The following is a 17,575-nucleotide window of genomic DNA, read 5'->3' as shown; positions in this document are numbered from 1 at the left end:
GCAAAGGTCACACAAGGGGAGATCTCGGCAGCGCTGGACTGATCAGCTCGCCGGACAGATGGCGCTGGACATGCGGCAGAGATCGACGTGTCGCCGACTCACCAAGGCAATCCCAGTTCCAGACATGACGGAAGCGTGTCACGGGGGTCTCGGGGGAGTCCACCATCGTCCGTCATGTGGACACCCTTGTCCCGAATCGCGAGACAAGGGTGTCGTCGATCACATCCGGGGCCTCCGCGCCCCCGCGACGGGAGGCCGTGGCCCCGGGTTCCGGCAGGTCACTCCACCCGCGCCCCGGGCCAGGGTCCGGGCGCGGGCACCTCCGGCTCCTCCTCCACCTTGGTGTCGAAGAGCGTGAAGCCGCGCTTCAGATAGTTGTCCATGGCGTGCTCGCCGTCCTTGCTGCAGGTGTGCAGCCAGACCCGCTTGGTCTCGGCGCGCCCCGGCCAGCGCCGCGCCAGGTCCCAGGCACGGGCGGTCCCGTACGAGAGCAGGTGGCCGCCGATCCGGCGGCCCCGGAAGGCGGGGATCAGCCCGAAGTAGGCGATCTCCACGACCCCGTCGTCCTGCGGGTCCAGCTCCACGTATCCGGCGGGCGTCCCGCGGTCGTAGGCGACCCAGGTCTCCACGCCCGGCCGGTCCAGGAACTCCCGCCACCGCGCGTACGTCCAGCCGAGCCGGTCGGTCCAGCGGATGTCCCCGCCGACGGAGGCGTACAGGAAGCGGCTGAACTCGGGTGAGGGCACCTCGGAGCGGACGATGCTCACGTCGGCGCCGGGCGCGGCCGCGGGCAGCAGGTCGGCGGGGGCCGTCTGCTCCAGGGACCAGGTGGTCACGGTGACGTTGCTCATGCCGGCCAGGGAACCATGGAGCGCCCCCCGCCTCCAAAAGCCGGCACGGGACCCCGGACGGCACCCGCCACCCGGTACGAGGCCCGCCGTCCCCCGGTCGAGAGAGCCGCTCACCGGCGAGCCCGGCCGCTGGTCCAGGGAGCCGTTCAGCGACGACGGACGACCCCGTCCGCTAGTCCAGGGAGCCGTTCACCGACGACAGGGGGACGGCGTACAGCACGCGTTCCGGGATGGCGGTCGGCTCCCAGGCGTTGTCCTTGTTCGCCGCCCACTCGGTGAGCGTCCACAGCTCACCGGTCTCCGTCCAGTAGGACAGCGACTCCGTGTGCTGGCCCCAGCAGGCGTGCGACTGGTCGGCGGTGCAGCGGGCCGCGGCGGCCCCGCTCGTGTTCTGCCGCCACAGGGTGCCGTGGGTACCGCGGCTGCCCGGCGCCTGACCCAGGTACCAGTCCGGTGTGCTCGCGCCGTCCGCCCGGTGGGAGAGCGCGCCCTGCACCCCGACCGCCTTGGTCTCGTAGGCCTCGTCGGCGTCCACCAGGCCGCCCGCGCCGGTGCCCAGCAGGCCGGTGCGGTCGCTCGCGGTGCTGTAGTGGTAGCGCCACAGGCGGGCCGGCTGGGTGCCGCCGGAGCTGAACCACTCGTTGGCGACCAGGCTGTCCGGGGTGGAGGTGCGGTCCAGCGAGACGGAGGCGAGACAGGGGACCGCGTCGTTGTGGCTCGCGGTGCAGGCGCCGCCCGTCAGGTTGTACGAGCCGATGGCCGGCAGCACGTACTGGTAGCCCTTGGCCGAGTAGCCGCCGCTCACCTTGCCGATCGCGCTGCTGTCGACGCTCGCCCGGAGGATGCGGCGCATGTCGAAGACGAACAGGGCGTTGTCGTGCTCGGCGCCGTTCTTCGCGGTGACGATCAGCTTGTCCTGGTACCAGACCATGCCGCCGAGGTGGGAGCGGACGGCTCCGAAGTCCGCGCCGCCGCTCAGCGGAGCGACCAGCAGCACCCAGCGGTACTTGAGGTCGTCCGGGTCGTTCGCGTCGATGAAGGCGATCCGGGCCAGCCCGGTGTCCTCGGGCAGCTCGCCCGCCTTGTGGTCGTTGTGCGTCCAGCCGGCCAGAATGACGCGGTCCTCGCCCCACCTGCCGTCGTCGTCCGCGTCACCGGAGGTGGTCACCGACTGCGGCAGCCACTTCTGGGTCGTGGCGTCCCCGCTGTCCCAGCAGTACGCGCGGGAGGCCTCGGGCTCCACGGGCAGGGCGCCGGTCTCGGTGCCGGCGCACTGATCCCTGTCGCGCATCGGGTGGTTGGCGCTCTGCAGCACGCCGTGGACGCCGACGTTGCCGCCCATGTTCGCGGTGAGGGTGTCCAGAGTCTTCTCGGAGACCAGGTTCTCGTGCAGCTGGAGCTTGCCTATCTCGGCGGACGAGGTGAGCGGGGTGAGCGCGCCCGGATCGTCGCCGCCGGTGGCCTGCGAGGTGCTGATCAGTGTGGCCGCGGCGGTCAGGGCGAGCGCGGTCCCGGCCAGGGTGGCGCGCAGCGCCTGGCCCCTTCTCTTTCGACGGTGCCTGCCGCGCTGCTTCATGCATCCTCCCGGGAAGGCCAACTGCCCCTCATGGTCCAGACATTGAGCGAGGGGCGTGCGGGGTGGCCCGTGAGAGGGATGCTACGGCAGAGAGCACCGAGCCTGGTCAAAGACGGGGGAATACGAGAAGATCCGCAGCGCGACGCCACCCCCCGCACCCACTCCTGACCCGGAGGATGTGCATGAATCGCCGGCTCTCCCGCCGCACACCCCGCGGCCTGCTCGCCGCCACCACGGCCGCGCTGGCCCTCACCAGCGTCACGGCCCTCGCCTCGGCCCCGGCCTCGGCGTCGGCCGATCCCGAGGCCCGTGTCTTCATGGTCAACCCGGTCCAGTCGTCCGGTGACCAGACGCTCGCCGACGCCAAGGACTCGGCGTCCGCGGTGCCATCCTCCGCGTACGCCCGGGCCGCGCTGCGCAACCTCGACGCGTCCGGCGGCCTGTCCGGCCGGTGGGCCTACGTCCGCTCGGACACCGGCACTTCGGCGAGGATCGCCGACGTCGGCTCGTACACCCGCAAGGACGACCAGTTCGAACAGGTGATGGCGTACTTCTGGGTCAACGAGGCCCAGGAGTACCTGCAGAGCCTCGGCTTCGGCAGCGAGTTCCCCGGAGCCAACGACCGCGCCCAGCCGGTCCGCATCAACCAATGGGGCGCCGACAACTCCTTCTTCACCGACAAGAAGGCCGAGATCCGCTTCGGCAAGGGCGGCGTCGACGACGCGGAGGACGGCGAGGTGATCGTGCACGAGTACGGTCACGCCGTGCACAACGCCCAGGTCCCCGGCTTCGGCGCGTCGGAGGAGGCCGGCTCCATCGGCGAGGCCTTCGGCGACTACCTCGCGGTGGCCGTCGGCGAGCACGCGGACGCCCGGTACGGCTGGCCCCGCCGGGCCGGCCTCGCCTGCGTCGCCGACTGGGACTCGGTCTCGTACACCTCCGCGGCGCCGCACTGCCTGCGCCGGATCGACGGCGACAAGGTGTACGGCGACAAGGTGGGCGAGGTCCACGCGGACGGGGAGATCTGGTCCCGGGCCCTCCTCGACATCCGCAAGGCCCTCGGCGCCCGGACGGCCGACCGGATCATCGTGAACGCGCAGTTCGGGTTCGCCCCGGACACCAGCTTCCACGACGCGGCGCTGACCACGGTCGCCACGGCGCGGAAGATGTACGGCAGCTCGGCCGCGGCCGCGGTGCGGGCCGCCTTCCAGGCCCGGGAGATCCCGGGGGTCTGAGCGCGAAGGCACGGCGGCCGCGCGTCCTGCGGCCGCCGTACCCGCCCGGACTCTCAGCGCTGCCGGGCCGTACGCGCCTCGACGATCGCCGGAGCGGTCGAGTGGGGCAGCAGGTCGAGCGGGTCCTCCGGGAGGAGGAGTTCGACCCCGGCGACGTCGCAAAAACGATACGGCTGGTGTTCCAGGAACGCCCCGAGATACCTCCTGACGCGGGACATCTCGGCACGTACCGTCACCGTGCGGGCCGGGTCGCCGAACATGTCGTCGGCCAGCCCGGCGGCGCTGCTGCCGGCCGGGTGCAGCGCCAGGAGGTACAGCAGCTCCGCGTGACGAGGGCTCAGCTCGTGCGTCCAGGAGCCCGCGTCACCCGACACCGTCACCCTCCGGCGGCGCGGGTGCGCGAGGTCGAGCACGATCCGGGTGGCCTCGCGCGGCACCGGCTCGTCCTCGACCCGGATCAGCCAGCCGCCCGGCAGGGACTCCATCGCGCACAGGCCGAGCGCCGGCAGCCGGCGGGGGCCGTCCCCGCCGAGCGAGGCGGGCAGCGCCACCCGGCTCGTGTACGGCATCCCGGTCACCGCCGCCGTCCAGCCGTCCCGGTCCACCACCACGGCACGTCCGTCGAGCCGCGCCAGCATCGGCGCCGCCACCGCGCGCAGCCGCTCCAGCGAGCTCTGGTGCAGCTCCCGCAGCCGCGCCTGGGCCAGCTTGGCCACCGCGTCGACCAGCGCGAGTGTGGCCGGATGCATCGTCTCCAGCGGCCCGCTCACGTCCACCGCGCCGACCAGGCGGCCGTCGCGCGGATCGGTGATCGGGGCGCCGGTGCACGTCCACGAGTGATGGGTACGCACGAAGTGCTCGGCGGAGAACACCTGTACGGGGGCACGGGTGACCAGCGGGGTGCCCACGCCGTTCGTACCGACGACGTCCTCGCGCCAGTCGGCGCCCACCTCGAAGCCGTGCCCGTCGGCCTTGCGCAGCACCGACGGACTGCCCTCCCGCCACAGCACCCGGCCCTCCGCGTCCGCGACGACCATGATGTGGTGCGCCGTGTCCGCGACCGAGAGCAGACCCTCGCGCAGGACCGGCAGCACGTGCCGCAGCGGCGAGTTCTGCCGCCGGTGCTCGATCTCCTCCCTGCTGAGCAGCCCGGCCCGGAAGTCGTGGTCGGGATCGACGCCGCTGCGCAGCATCCGCTCCCAGGACTCCTCGATGACCCGTCGGGGCGCCACCCGCGCGCGTTGCCCCGACAGAGCGGCACTGTGCACCTCGCTGAGTACACGTGCCGCCCGCGCTGCGTCCCGGGCGGCGAGCCGTGTCATGTCCATCGTCGAGTGCGCCACCGGATCCTCCTGCATGAGCCTTGCGGCAGCCGGCTTCCGAACCCCTTTTCGACCAGGGGCGGAGCCGCGCCGGCTGCCGCTCTCATAGTGCAGCCCAGCCGCCCCGGAGGGACACGATCCGCCCACAAGCAACCCCCGGTTGCAACCCCCTGCAACTCTGGCGAACCGTCGTACCGTGTCCGAAACTTGAGCGGCGCCGCCCGTGCGGCGCCGTGCTCCTCCAACGGGGCCCGCGGAGCGGGGGTGGTGCCGTGTCGGCGCAGCACCACCCCCGCCCCTCGTACCGCACCCCGGGGGAGCCGCCCCCGGCGTACGGACGGGCGGTCAGCTCACCGGCCGCGCCCGCTCCACCACCGAGGCCAGGTCCAGGCTGTGCGGCAGCGTGCCGAACGCCGAACCCCAGTCGCCGCCCAGCCGCGAGGCGCAGAACGCGTCGGCGACCTCCGGCGGCGCGTACCTGACCAGCAGCGATCCCTGGAGCACCAGGGCGATGCGCTCCACGACCCGGCGGGCGCGGGCCTCGACCCCCTCCAGATCGGCGAGCTCCGTCAGCAGGTTCTTGATCGCGCCGTCCAGCCGGTGGTCGGCGCCTCGGGCCTGCCCCACCTCGCGCAGGAAGGCGTCCAGCGCGCCGGGCTCCCGCTGGAGGGCGCGCAGCACGTCCAGCGCCTGCACGTTGCCCGCGCCCTCCCAGATCGAGTTCAGCGGCGACTCGCGCAGCAGCCGGGGCATCCCGGACTCCTCGACGTAGCCGTTCCCGCCCAGGCACTCCAGCGCCTCGACCGCAACCGGCGTACACCGCTTGGTCACCCAGTACTTCGCGGCCGGCACCGCGAGCCGCAGGAACGCCCGCTCCTGGTCCCCGCCGTCGTCGTAGGCCGCGGCCAGCCGCAGCGCCAGCGTGGTCGCCGCCTCGGACTCCAGTGCCAGGTCCGCCAGGACGTTGCGCATCAGCGGCTTGTCGATCAGGGCGCCGCCGAACGCCTCGCGGTGGGCCGAGTGGTGCACGGCCTGCGCCACGGCCTGCCGCATCAGCGACGCCGAGCCCAGCACGCAGTCCAGCCGGGTGGCGGCGACCATCTCGATGATCGTGCGCACCCCGCGGCCCTCGTCCCCGACCCGGCGCGCCCAGGTCCCGTCGAACTCGACCTCGCTCGACGCGTTCGACCGGTTGCCCAGCTTGTCCTTGAGCCGCTGGATGCGGAACACGTTGCGCGTGCCGTCCTGGAGCACGCGCGGGACGAGGAAGCAGGTCAGACCGCCGGGGGCCTGGGCCAGCACCAGGAAGCCGTCGGACATCGGCGCCGAGCAGAACCACTTGTGGCCGGTCAGCTCGTACGTCCCGTCCTCGGCGAGCGGCCGGGCGGCCGTCGTGTTGGCGCGGACGTCGCTGCCGCCCTGCTTCTCCGTCATCCCCATCCCGAAGAGGACGCCGGCCTTCTGGTCGGCGGGGCGCAGCCCCTGGTCGTAGACGGTGGACGTCAGCCGCGGCTCCCATTCGGCGGCGAGCGCCGGGTCCGTGCGCAGCGCGGGCACCGCGGCGTGGGTCATCGACAGCGGGCAGCCGTTGCCCGCCTCGACCTGCGTCCAGATCATGAACCCGGCCGCGCGCCGGACGTGCCCGCCGGGACGGGACCAGGCCGCGGTCAGACCGGCCGACACGCCCTTGCCGAGGAGCCGGTGCCAGGACGGATGGAACTCGACCTCGTCGACGCGGTTGCCGTAGCGGTCGTGGGTGCGCAGCTTGGGCGGATGCTCGTTGGCCAGCGCACCCCACTCCAGTACCTGCGCGGAACCGGACGAGCGCCCGAGGCCCGAGAGCTCCTCCCGCGCCTCGTCGAGGAGGCTCGGATCGAGGTGCCGTTCGACCCCCTCCACGAGGGCCCGGTCGGCGGCAAAGACGTCATATCCGACCAGGGGCGGAGCCTGGTTGGTCACGGTGTGGGTGGTGGCTGCCATACGGATACGGTAAGGACGTGCACCAGGCAAAAGAAACACCTGAACGGCCACCCTCCGGCCGTCTTCACCGCGCCAAGGCGCTGTACCGGAACGTGTCGAAGCGCAGGACCGCCTGGCTGCTGCTCAAGGACACCGTCAACTCGTGCATGGAGTACCGGATCCTGGGACTGGCGGCGGAGGCGGCGTTCTTCACGCTGCTGTCCGTGCCGCCGCTGCTGCTGAGCATGATCGGACTGCTCGGCTACGTGGACGACTGGACCGGCGCCGACAGCATCGCCGGCCTGGAGAACAACCTGTTGGAGGCGTCCCGCACAGTCCTCTCCGACAAGGGTGTCACCCAGATCGCCCAGCCGATCCTCGACGACGTGATGAAGGGCGGCCGGCCCGACGTCATCTCCCTCGGCTTCCTGTTCGCCCTGTGGTCGGGCTCCCGCGCGGTGAACGTCTTCATCGACACCATCACCGTCATGTACGGCCTCGACGGCACCCGCGGCATCGTGGCAACCCGCGTGATGTCGTTCCTGCTGTTCATCGTGGCGCTGCTGATCGGCTCGATCGCGCTGCCGCTGATGGTCGCGGGCCCCGATGCCGTGGTGCAGATCGTGCCCTGGTCGACGACCGTCGTGCAGATCCTGTACTGGCCCGTCGTCATCGTGCTGTCCATCGTCTTCCTGACGACGCTCTACCACGTGTCCGTGCCGGTCCGCTCGCCCTGGATCGAGGACGTGCCGGGCGCCCTGGTGGCCCTCGCCATGTGGGTGCTGGGCAGTTTCCTGCTCCGCATCTATCTGACGAACACGGTCGAGGGCCCCACGATCTACGGTTCGCTCGCCGCGCCCGTCGCCGTTCTGCTGTGGATCGGCGTGTCCGCCTTCGCGGTGCTCGTGGGCGCCGCCGTCAACGCCGCCATCGACCGGGTCTGGCCCGCAGCAGCCACGGCCGCCGCCCGCGCCGCCAACGAGCGCCTGCGCGAGGCCCAGGCCGCGGAGTACGTCGCCCGCGCGTCCGCGGCCCGCCACGGCGACGCCGACCCGGACCCGGACGACCCGGACATGCCCTCCGAGTTCCCCGAGCGCTGGTCCCGCTTCCTGCCCCCGGAGGACGTGACCTCGCGGCTGCGGGCGCACGTCAGGAACACGCACCACCACCCGCACAAGCACGAGGACGAGACACCCCCCGAGGAGTGAGCCCCCGGCGGGAGGTGCGGAGCCGCGCCGCCGCCGGAGGCGAGCGCGCCCGCCGCGGTCAGGTCTTCCAGACGCCCGCCGCCGCGGCCTCCCGCGCGAAGTCCGCGAAGTCCCGCGGCTCGCGGCCCAGCACCTCCCGGACCCCGTCCGACAGCTGGGCGTTGCGGCCGTCCAGCAGACTCCCGAACAGCTCGACGAGGAACTCGGCCTCCTCCGGCGGCACCCCGAACCCCGCGAGCCGCTCACCGTAGGCGCGCGCCGTGACCGGCGTGTACGTCAGCTCGCCGCCCGTCGACGCCGCGATCTCCGCCACCGCCTCGCCGAAGCCCAGCAGCCGCGGCCCCGAAACGGCGATCTCCCGGCCCGCGTACCGCTCGCCCGCCGTCAGCGCGGTCACCACCACCTCCGCGATGTCCCGCACGTCCACGAACGGCTCCCGCACCTCGCCCGCCGGGAACACCAGCCCGCCGTGCCGCAGCTCCTCCACGAGCGGCCCCTCGCTGAAGTTCTGCGCGAACCACGCCGCCCGGACGATCGTCCACGCGGCGCCCGACTCCCTCACCGCCTCCTCGGTCGGCAGCGCCCGCTCCTCGCCCCGTGAGGACAGCAGCACCAGCCGCCGTACCCCGAGCCCGACCGCCTCCCGGGCGAACGCGCCGATCGTCTCCGCCGCCGACGGGGCGCCCACGTCCGAGGGGTGGACGAGATAGGCCGCGTCCGCGCCCCGTAGCGCCCCGGCCCACGTCGACCGGTCGTCCCAGTCGAAGCCGTGCGCCCGCGACGCCTCCCGCACCCCGAGGCCCGCGGCCCGCGCCGCCTCCGCGACCCGGCGGCCGGTACGCCCCGAGGCCCCGGTGACCAGCACCGTCATGTCCTTCGCCCGTGCCCTGTTCTCCGTCATGCCGTCAGTCAACCGCCGGACCGGGAAGGGGACCATGGCCGAGCGGCTCGTCCCCATAAGCGGACGTCCACGGCGGCTTCCGCGCCCTCTACGCTGACGCCATGGACGCTCTCGCAGGCCTGCTCGACGGTCCACGCGCGCGTGGCGCCTTCATGATCCGGGCGAGCTTCGACCCGCCCTGGTGCGTGCGCGTCGAGGACGGCGCCCCGCTCACGGTCGTGCTCGTGGTCCGCGGCGAGGCCAGGGTCGTGCCGGACGGGGGAGAAGGGGTGGTGCTGCGGGCCGGCGACCTCGCCATCGCGCGCGGACCCGACCCGTACGTCTGCGCCGACGACCCGGACACCCCGCCGCAGGCCGTGATCCTGCCGGGCGGCGTCTGCACCTACCCCGACGGGCGCTCCCTGCGCGGGCAATGGGATCTCGGGGTGCGCAGCTGGGGAGACCGGGCGGACGGCTCGACCGTGCTGCTGATCGGCACCTACATGATGCGGGGCGAGATCAGCGGACGGCTGCTGGACGCCCTGCCGCCGCTGCTGTCGCTCACCTCCGACGTCTGGGAGTGCCCCCTGACCCCGATCCTCGCCGCGGAGATCGTGCGCGACGGACCCGGCCAGGAGGTCGTCCTCGACCGGCTCCTCGACCTGCTCGTCATCGCCGCCCTGCGCGCCTGGTTCTCCCGCCCGGACGCCGGGACACCCGCCTGGTACCGGGCGCTCGCCGACCCGGTCGTGGGCCGGGTGCTGCGGCTGGTCCAGGACGACCCGGCCCACCCCTGGACGGTGGCCTCGCTCGCCGCCGAGGCCGGGGTGTCGCGCGCCGCGCTGGCCCGGCGCTTCAGCGACCTCGTCGGCGAGCCCCCGATGACGTACCTGACCGGCTGGCGTCTCGCCCTCGCCGCCGACCTGCTGCGCGACGGCGGGGAGACGATCGGCGCTATCGCCCGCCAGGTCGGGTACGGCAGCGCGTTCGCCCTGTCCAGCGCCTTCAAGCGGGTCTACGGCGTCAGTCCCCAGGAGCACCGGACCGGGGCGGCGTAGCCTGGCCGGGTGTACGAGGAGCGGGCGTCCCGGCTGGCGGGCGCCGTCGTCTGGTCGCACGGCGGGACCGGCGACGCGGCGCGGCCCGTGCTGCCCGACGGCTGCATGGACCTGCTGTGGAACGGGGGGCGGCTGCTGGTCGCCGGACCCGACACCCGCGCGTACGTCCCCGAGGGCGCGGCGGGCCGCTGGGCGGGCGTGCGGTTCTTCCCCGGTACGGCGCCCGCCTACCTGGGCGTCCCCGCGCACGAACTCAGGGACCGGCGGGTGGAGTTGGCCGACCTGTGGCCCGCCGTCGAGGTGCGGCGCCTCACCGGCCGGATCGACGCCGCCGCCGACCCGGTGACCGCGCTGGAAGAGGTCGCCCTGGAGCGGGCGGCCGGAGCCGGGCCGCCCGACCCGCGCGTCCGGGAGGTCGTGGCGGCCCTGCGGGCGGGGCGCTCGGTCGCCGCGGCGGCGGACGGACTCGGTCTCGGCGCCCGCCAGTTGCACCGCCGTTCGCTGGCCGCCTTCGGGTACGGGCCCAAGACGCTGGCCCGGGTGCTGCGGCTTCAGCGGGCGCTCGCGCTCGCCCGCGACGGCGTGCCGTTCGCGGAGACGGCGGCCCGGTCCGGTTTCGCCGACCAGGCCCATCTGGCTCGGGACGTACGCGAGTTGGCGGGCATGCCGCTGAGCGAGCTGCTGGCCGGCGCCCCTTAGCTCCCGTACGGCCTTGTGCGTCGTCGCCCCGCGGGGGTCTCGCGGGCTCACTCCGTGGCGGGGAGGTGGGCGAAGAGGTCCACCCCGTTGCCGTCGGGGTCGTGGACGACGGCGTAGCGCATGCCCCAGAAGGCGTCCCAAGGCTTCAGTTCGCCGTGGTGGCCCGCGTCGACCAGCTCCTGGTAGAGGGAGTCGACCTCCGCCGGGCTGTCGCACAGGAAGGCGAGGGAGACCCGGCCGCCGCCCCCGGCGGGCGGCCGCCATCCGGCGTGGAAGGAGCGGATGGTCTCCTCGGTGTCGAGCGCCAGCCGCAGGCCGCCGGGGAGTTCGGCCTCGGTGTGCGGCAGGCTCTCGGAGCCGTCGGGGAAGACGAGCCCGAGCCGGCGGTAGAAGGCGAGTGCGGCCGCCATGTCGGAGACGGCGACGCCGATCACATCGAAACGTGGAGTCATGCGATCACCGTAGGCGGACGGGCGGCGGCCGGTCTTGAAGGAATCGGACGCCTCCGTGACCTGCCCCGCGGGGGAACACCTGTGCGGCAGGATGGGCGCATGACCCGAACCGCGCGCCTGCTGCTGCCCGCGCTGCCGCTGCTGCCCGCCCTGCTCGCCGGCTGCGGCACCGAGAAGGCGGGACCCGGCACGCGGCCCTCGACGTCCGCCGCCTACGACCGGGCCGAACTGGACGCCCGGGTACGGTCGACGGGCAGCGCACCCGAACTCGTCCGGGTCACCGAGGTCCCCGGCTTCACGCTCGCCCGGCAGTCGGTCGGTGTGTACGGCGACGACGGGTTCTCCGCCGTCTACTGGTCCGAGAAGACCGGGGCGCAGATCCGCCTGTCCGTCGACCGGGGCACCGTGACCGCCGCCGACTGCGCGCGGCAGCCGGTCGGCGACGTCGCGGACGAGCCGGTCACCTGCGCGCGCGACGGAGCCGCCTGGTACCGCAAGGGGCCCGCGCAGCACGAGTACGCACTGGCCGGCAAGGGGATCGTGGTGAAGGTGACCGCGGACGTCGCCGCCGTGGACCGCCGGGTCCTGCGGGCCGCCGCGAAGGCCGTGCACCGCCCCGACGACGCCGAGCTGGCTGCCGCGCTGCCGCCCGAACGGTCCGGCGCGGCCACGGAACCCGTCGAGCGGGGCGACCTGCCCTCCGAGGGCGACGGGGCCCCGAACAACGAGGTGGGGACCTCGGGCTGAGAGGCCCCGACCTGGTACGCCGTCGGGCGAGGAACGCGCGGCCGGGCCCAGGGGGTTCGGCGGGTACGCCGTCGGGCGAGGGTACGGGCGGGCGACCCGGTCGCACGACGACGCGGCCGTACGGGGACGCGCGCCCGGTGCCTGCCGCACGACGACGCTCCCGGCACCGGGCCGAGTGCCGGAGCGCGCGTACGCCACCGCCGGCGTTCGATCGCTACCTGGCCCCCGGAGTGGTCGGGGGAGCGGATCCGGGCCGGCGCCGGCCCGGTCGCTGTCCGTCAGGCGGGGGTCGGGCGCAGGACCAGGCAGACGAAGCCGAAGCTGTCCCGGTAGGACGTCAGCCACTCCGAGCGGCGTACGGCGGACGTCGAGAGCACCTCGGCGCTGTCCGGGTGATCGGGCCGGTCCAGGGCCCACGCGGCCATCGACCCCCAGCACGCCCACTCGTAGGCGTCGAGCTCCCCCCGGGTGCTGATGTGGCCGTGGACGGGCGTCCACCCGTCGGCGGTCACCCGCTCCACGGTGGTGGCCAGGTCGGTCAGCTCGCCGAGCATCTCGACGGCCTCCGGGGAGGGCTCGCTCTCCCAGAACCCGTCACCGACCAGCACGCGTCCGCCGGGCGCCAGGTGGCGGCGCGCCGCCGCGAGCGTGGGCAGCAGGCCTCCGAAGGCGTGCGTCGCCCCGACGCTGAGCACCAGGTCGAAGGGGTGCGGGGAGGTGAAGTCGGCGGCCGACTGGTGATGCAGGGTCAGGCGCGACCCGACGCCGAGACGGTCCGCGGACTCCTCGGCCCGTGCCAGCGCGTCCCGCGAGATGTCGACGCCCTCGGCCCGCAGCAGGGGCCCGGTGCCCAGGGCGCGCAGCAGCCACTCGCCGCCACCGCAGCCGAGGTCGAGCACGCGCGCGTCCGGCCGGGCGATCCCGTGCTCCAGCAGCTCGCGCACCGAGCCGTCGTCCAGGGGTGCCTTGATGGGGTGACCGGCGTGAGCGATCTCGGACAACTGTTCACGGTTCATCGGCGCAGCCTGACAGCGCCGGCCGCCGCACGCACATCATTTCCGGGGCGACCGCTCGCGAGGGCGGGGAAATAGGGTCGGGGCATGGCCTTCCGCGTTCTCGTGTACACCCGCACCACCGACTACCGGCACGACTCCATCCCGGACGCCGTCGCCGCCATGCGCGAACTCGGCCGTGCGCACGGCTTCGGCGTGGACGCGACCGAGGACCCCGCCGACTTCGAGGGGCCGCTGGACGCGTACGCGGCGGTCGTCTTCCTGTCGACGAGCGGGGAGGTGCTGACTCCCCGGGGGCGCGAGGGGCTGCGGACCCACGTCGAGTCGGGCGGCGGGTTCGCGGGCGTGCACGCGGCGGCCTGTACCGAGTACGGCTGGCCCTACTACGGCGAGCTGCTCGGCACGTGGTTCGACCGGCACCCCGCGTACCAGCCGGGCCGGGCCGTGGTGGAGGACCACGGGCATCCGGCGACCGGACACCTGCCGCCCGTCTGGGAGTTCACGGACGAGTGGTACGACTTCCGCGCGAATCCCCGGAGTTCGGCGCGCGTCCTGGTCCGCGCCGACGAGACGTCCTACGAGGGCGGCGGGATGGGGGCGGACCACCCGCTGGCGTGGTGCCGGGAGCAGGGCGCGGGCCGGGTCTTCTACACCGCGCTCGGACACGCCTCGCAGGCCTACGCGGACCCCGCCTTCCGCGCCCATCTGCTCGGCGGCATCGGCTGGGCGGCCGGCGTCTCAGGATGACGGGGTCGAACCGTACGCGGTGAGGAAGCGGTCGCGGAACGAGCTCATCTTCCAGACCGGGGCGTCGTGCGCGGGCCGCAGTCCGTCCGTCCAGCCCCAGTCGGCGATCTTCTTCAGCACCTCGGGGTCGTGGGCGACGATCGTGCACGGCACGTCCCGGCTCGCGTCGGCGCCGCTGACCCGGGCCATGGGCTGGTGGTCGCCCAGGAAGACGAGGACGGTGTCCTTGCCGCCGTACCGGGCCAGGTGGTCGACGAGGCTGTTCACCGAGTACTGGACGGATTTGCCGTACTCGCGCTTCACCTCGGCCGAGTCGTAGAAGACGTCCGCCGGCTTCCTGCCGGCCCGCTGGATGTCCTCGTAGACCGAGCCGTCGCCCACCCGGTCCTGGGGGATCGTCTTCGGGATGGGGGCCCAGGGCTGGTGGCTGGAGGTCAGGATGATCTCCGACATCAGGGGCTTGTCGTGCTTCCGGCCGTGTTCGAGGCGCTCGAAGGCGGTGAGGGTGTACTGGTCCGGCATGGTCGACCAGCTGAACTTCGGGCCCCGGTAGCCGAGGTCCCGTGAGTCGTAGACGTGGTCGAGACCGTAGAACTTCGCCTCCGGCCAGGCCTTCTGCACGCCCGGCATGATCCCGACCGTCCGCCAGGCCCCCGTCTTCCGGAAGGCGCCGGTGAGGGTGAGGTGGTCGCCCGCGGTGACGGTGCGGTAGCGCTGCTGGCTGTCGATCCACAGGCCCGTCAGGAACGTGGAGTGGCCCAGCCAGCTGCTGCCGCCGTACGTCGCCGAGGTGAGCCACCCGCTCTTCGCGGCATACCCGGCCCTGTCCAGCCGCTCGGTCGCGGCGGCGAGCGTCGCGTCCACTCCCGGCGCCGTGGCCGGGTCGTCGATCGCGCTGCGGCCGTAGCTCTCGATGAACGTGATCATCACGTCCTTGCCGCGCAGACCGGTCAGCAGCCGGTCCGGCGGGGTGTCGCCGAAGGCGTCCTGCCGGGCCACCTTCGCGAATGCGGCCTCGTCCCGCAGGGTCGCCCGTACCCGCTGCACCCGGTCCTGGACGCTCGCGGCGGTGTGCTCGGCGGCGACGGGCACGCCCGCGACCTGGACACCGGTCGCGGTGCACAGCACCCAGGCCGTGCCGAGGGCCAGCGTCGAGCGCGTCGTTGCGGAGCCGTGCCGGGCCAGGACCCCGGCGAGCCGCACCACCGCGTGCGCGGTGAGGACCAGCACGGCGAGGACGAGGACCACCGCCGCGACCAGGGCCGCGGTCGCGCCCGTAGGCCCCGCCGAGTCCTTCAGGTACGCGTGGGCGTCGCCGAGGAGCGTCCAGTCGAGGACGAGGTTGAAGCCCCGGCCCAGGAACTCCTCGAAGCCGAGGTCGAGGAGGTTCAGCACGGTGAGCGCGCCGAGGCCCAGCCCCGCCACCGCGGCCACGACGGTCCGCGGCCGGCGCGGCAGGACGATCAGCACGGCGGCACCGAGGATCGCCTCGACGGGAAGGCGCGCGAACCCGGCGGGACGGAGGTCGGCGAGCCTGTTCGGCAGCACGAGCGCAGCGGCGACGAGCAGGAACGCCAGCACGTCGACGGCCCGGCCGACGCCCCGCGCCGCCCGGAGCCGCCGGACGCCCCCGGCGACCCGGCCACTCCGAGGACCGCCGTCCCGCCCGCCCGCGCTCGGCTCCTCGGAGTCACCGGAGTCACCGGAGTCACCGGAGTCACCGGGGTCCCGGTGGTCGGCGCCCGGCGGGGCCGCGGCCGGGTCGGAGGAGGCGGCGTCGGTCTCGGTGGCGGTGTCGTCAGTGAGCGGCTGCTCCCGCCCGGTCGCCCCGTCCGGGTGCGGAGACCGCCGTGAACGCGTGAAACGGGACAACCCGGTGTTCCTTCCGTGCAGAGCCGCTGACGGCACCGCGGACCAGTCGGCGGCCGGGACTCCCGCGCCCGCCGCTACTCCGTACGGCTGTTCGGCGCGTTCCGTTCAATGCCCCGGCGTCCTCCACCGGCCCCGCGACCGGGTGCGCCGGACGGGAACCACACCGGCCGTGCCCGCCGTCCGCCCCGACGAGCGGCGAGGCTTCCTCGCGGCCGCCGCGCTCGCGACCCGGACCCCACCGGCGCGCAACCGGGGAGGGACACGCTGGAGTCCGGTCCCGGCACGTCCGGGCTGCGGGGGCGCCGGGTGATGTGATGCGGTGAAACCGCAGCCCCGCACCACGGTGAGGAGAGGGATGTATGGGACGTACGGCCGGCAAGTCCGAGGACCCGGTGGTCACCACCCCGTACGGAGCCGTGCGCGGCCGGTACGAGAAGGGCGCCGCCGTCTTCCGCGGCATCCCCTTCGCCGCACCCCCGTTCGGCCCGCACCGCTTCCGTCCCCCCGTCCCGCCCGAGCCGTGGGACGGCGTGCGTGACGCGGGCGCGTTCGGGCCGACCCCGCCGAAACCGGCGTACTCCGAGGCGTTCGCCCGGCTGCTGTCCGACCCGGTGATCCCCGGCGACGACTGCCTGAACCTGAACGTGTGGACCCCGGACCCCGACCCGGCGGCCCGGCTCCCGGTCATGGTGTGGATCCACGGCGGCGCCCTCACCCGGGGCTCGTCCGCCGTCCCCGTGTACGACGGCAGCGCCTTCGCCCGCGACGGCGTCGTCTTCGTCTCCCTCAACTACCGCCTGGGAGTGGAGGGTTACGGCCTCTTCCCGGACGCGCCGCCGAACCTGGGGCTGCGGGACCAGCTCGCCGCCTTGGAGTGGGTGCGCGACGCCGTCACCGGCTTCGGCGGCGATCCGGACCGGGTCACGCTGTTCGGCGAGTCCGCGGGCGCCATCAGCATCGGCGCGCTGCTCGCCAGTCCGCGCGCCGCCGGCCTCTTCCGGCGGGCGGTCCTGCAGAGCGGGCCCCCGGAGGCCACGGACCGGGAGAAGGTGCGCCGCCTGGTGCGCCGGATGGCGGCGCGGCTGAAGATCCCGGCGACCGCCACCGCCTTCGCCGCCGTCGACCGGACCCTGCTGGCCGAGGTGCAGGCCGAGGTCGGCCGGCGCGCCAGCCCGGTCCTCGGCGGACCGGCCTTCGGCATCGTCGTCGACGGCGACCTGGTGCCGCGCGACCCACTGGCCGCGCTGCTCGACGGAGCCGCCCCGGACATCGGCCTGCTGCTCGGCTGGACCAGTGAGGAGTACCGGCTGTGGCTCGCGCCCACCGGACTGCTCGAACGCATCGACCGGCTCGGCCCGGTGGCCCTGGCCGGCGCGATGGCCCGCTGCCACTGCGGACCCGAGGTGCCCCGCGGCTACCGCGCCGCCCACCCCGACGCGGGCACCGCCGAACTGGTCGGCCAGCTGGTCACCGACCACCTGCTGCGGGTGCCCCTGCACCGGCTCGCCGACGCCCGCACCGGCCACGCGCCCGCCTACGTCTACGAGTTCGCCTGGCCGTCCAACGTGCCGGGGCTCGGCGCCTGCCACGCCCTGGAGCTGGGCTTCGTCTTCGACACCGCCGACGTGCCCGAGTCGGCGAAACTGGCGGGACCCGGCGCGCCGCAGGAGCTCGCCGACGTGATGCACGCGGCGTGGGTGCGCTTCGCGGTGGACGGCGACCCGGGCTGGCCCGCCTGGGACGCCTCGCACCCGGTGCGGATGTTCGGCACCGAGCCGGGGCTGCTGCACGGCCCGCGCGACCACGAGATGCGGCTCTGGCAGGCGGAGTCCGCGCGCGCGGCGGCGGCCCCGGCACCGGAACCCGGGCCGCGTCCGCCCCTGCGGGGCACGGCACCGCTCGCGGCCGTACGCCGCCTGCGCCGCTCCGGAGGCGTCCGCCGCCCGTGATGTCCCC

16 protein-coding genes are annotated in these 17,575 nt (G+C 74.0%); 7 read left to right on the top strand and 9 right to left on the bottom strand.

What is annotated here, in order from left to right:
- Positions 1-42: 42 nt before the first annotated feature.
- The 3 genes from ACFYQQ_RS03120 to ACFYQQ_RS03110 all read right to left on the bottom strand — a co-directional run bounded on the left by ACFYQQ_RS03120 (position 43) and on the right by ACFYQQ_RS03110 (position 2,427).
- Positions 43-126 (bottom strand): putative leader peptide, encoded by an 84-nt coding sequence (locus ACFYQQ_RS03120; protein WP_316944184.1) that lies wholly within the window; start codon positions 124-126, stop codon positions 43-45.
- A gap of 152 nt (positions 127-278) precedes the next feature.
- Positions 279-851: a GNAT family N-acetyltransferase gene (locus ACFYQQ_RS03115; protein WP_355780411.1), complete on the bottom strand. Its 573-nt coding sequence runs from the start codon at positions 849-851 to the stop codon at positions 279-281.
- Between the two features lie 172 nt (positions 852-1,023).
- The gene (locus ACFYQQ_RS03110) at positions 1,024-2,427 is read right to left on the bottom strand and encodes a hypothetical protein (protein ID WP_355780414.1); all 1,404 of its coding nucleotides are present in this window, start codon (positions 2,425-2,427) and stop codon (positions 1,024-1,026) included.
- Between the two features lie 182 nt (positions 2,428-2,609).
- Between ACFYQQ_RS03110 and ACFYQQ_RS03105 the strand changes: the two genes are divergently transcribed.
- Positions 2,610-3,662 carry a M4 family metallopeptidase gene (locus tag ACFYQQ_RS03105; RefSeq protein WP_355780417.1) on the top strand — a complete coding sequence of 351 codons (1,053 nt, stop codon included), beginning with the start codon at positions 2,610-2,612 and terminating at the stop codon, positions 3,660-3,662.
- A 53-nt stretch (positions 3,663-3,715) separates the two neighbouring features.
- On the opposite strand, the gene ACFYQQ_RS03100 is transcribed toward ACFYQQ_RS03105, so the two are convergent.
- Positions 3,716-4,990 (bottom strand): GAF domain-containing protein, encoded by a 1,275-nt coding sequence (locus ACFYQQ_RS03100; RefSeq protein ID WP_355780427.1) that lies wholly within the window; start codon positions 4,988-4,990, stop codon positions 3,716-3,718.
- A gap of 339 nt (positions 4,991-5,329) precedes the next feature.
- Positions 5,330-6,964 carry an acyl-CoA dehydrogenase family protein gene (locus ACFYQQ_RS03095; RefSeq protein ID WP_355780420.1) on the bottom strand — a complete coding sequence of 545 codons (1,635 nt, stop codon included), beginning with the start codon at positions 6,962-6,964 and terminating at the stop codon, positions 5,330-5,332.
- Between the two features lie 17 nt (positions 6,965-6,981).
- Here ACFYQQ_RS03095 and ACFYQQ_RS03090 point away from each other — a divergent pair, with 17 nt between their 5' ends.
- On the top strand, positions 6,982-8,151 hold the full coding sequence (locus ACFYQQ_RS03090; RefSeq protein ID WP_356166961.1) for a YihY/virulence factor BrkB family protein: 1,170 nt from the start codon (positions 6,982-6,984) through the stop codon (positions 8,149-8,151).
- 58 nt (positions 8,152-8,209) lie between these two features.
- On the opposite strand, the gene ACFYQQ_RS03085 is transcribed toward ACFYQQ_RS03090, so the two are convergent.
- On the bottom strand, positions 8,210-9,052 hold the full coding sequence (locus tag ACFYQQ_RS03085; protein WP_356166958.1) for an NmrA family transcriptional regulator: 843 nt from the start codon (positions 9,050-9,052) through the stop codon (positions 8,210-8,212).
- A gap of 101 nt (positions 9,053-9,153) precedes the next feature.
- Here ACFYQQ_RS03085 and ACFYQQ_RS03080 point away from each other — a divergent pair, with 101 nt between their 5' ends.
- Together ACFYQQ_RS03080 and ACFYQQ_RS03075 are read left to right on the top strand one after the other, a co-directional pair.
- Complete coding sequence (locus tag ACFYQQ_RS03080; RefSeq protein ID WP_355786434.1) at positions 9,154-10,089, top strand: AraC family transcriptional regulator; 936 nt, start codon at positions 9,154-9,156, stop codon at positions 10,087-10,089.
- A gap of 9 nt (positions 10,090-10,098) precedes the next feature.
- Entirely contained in the window at positions 10,099-10,788 is a 690-nt protein-coding gene (locus ACFYQQ_RS03075) for a helix-turn-helix transcriptional regulator (protein WP_355786431.1), read from the top strand.
- Between the two features lie 47 nt (positions 10,789-10,835).
- Here ACFYQQ_RS03075 and ACFYQQ_RS03070 read toward each other — a convergent pair whose 3' ends face one another.
- A complete protein-coding gene (locus tag ACFYQQ_RS03070; RefSeq protein WP_355786428.1) occupies positions 10,836-11,240 on the bottom strand; it encodes a VOC family protein in 405 nt (134 codons plus the stop codon).
- Positions 11,241-11,339: 99 nt separating this feature from the next.
- On the opposite strand from ACFYQQ_RS03070, the gene ACFYQQ_RS03065 reads away from it, so the two are divergent.
- Positions 11,340-11,987, top strand: a complete 648-nt coding sequence (locus ACFYQQ_RS03065; protein ID WP_355786426.1) for a hypothetical protein — start codon at positions 11,340-11,342, stop codon at positions 11,985-11,987.
- A gap of 278 nt (positions 11,988-12,265) precedes the next feature.
- Here the strand turns inward: ACFYQQ_RS03065 and ACFYQQ_RS03060 are convergent, their stop codons facing one another.
- Positions 12,266-13,003 (bottom strand): class I SAM-dependent methyltransferase, encoded by a 738-nt coding sequence (locus ACFYQQ_RS03060; protein ID WP_355786423.1) that lies wholly within the window; start codon positions 13,001-13,003, stop codon positions 12,266-12,268.
- Between the two features lie 84 nt (positions 13,004-13,087).
- On the opposite strand from ACFYQQ_RS03060, the gene ACFYQQ_RS03055 reads away from it, so the two are divergent.
- Positions 13,088-13,747, top strand: coding sequence for a ThuA domain-containing protein (locus ACFYQQ_RS03055; RefSeq protein ID WP_355786421.1), 660 nt, complete (start codon positions 13,088-13,090; stop codon positions 13,745-13,747).
- Here ACFYQQ_RS03055 and ACFYQQ_RS03050 read toward each other — a convergent pair.
- Positions 13,739-15,619, bottom strand: coding sequence for a sulfatase (locus ACFYQQ_RS03050; protein ID WP_356166942.1), 1,881 nt, complete (start codon positions 15,617-15,619; stop codon positions 13,739-13,741). The two genes, ACFYQQ_RS03055 and ACFYQQ_RS03050, sit on opposite strands and share 9 nt — an antisense overlap.
- 359 nt (positions 15,620-15,978) lie before the next feature.
- Here ACFYQQ_RS03050 and ACFYQQ_RS03045 point away from each other — a divergent pair, with 359 nt between their 5' ends.
- A complete protein-coding gene (locus ACFYQQ_RS03045; protein WP_356166939.1) occupies positions 15,979-17,568 on the top strand; it encodes a carboxylesterase family protein in 1,590 nt (529 codons plus the stop codon).
- Positions 17,569-17,575: the final 7 nt, after the last annotated feature.

The sequence above is a fragment of the Streptomyces sp. NPDC005496 genome, from assembly GCF_042872045.1.
Classification (GTDB): Bacteria; Actinomycetota; Actinomycetes; order Streptomycetales; family Streptomycetaceae; genus Streptomyces.
Note: the sequence above shows the minus strand (reverse complement) of the source record. Positions and strands in the feature narration are given on the sequence as shown.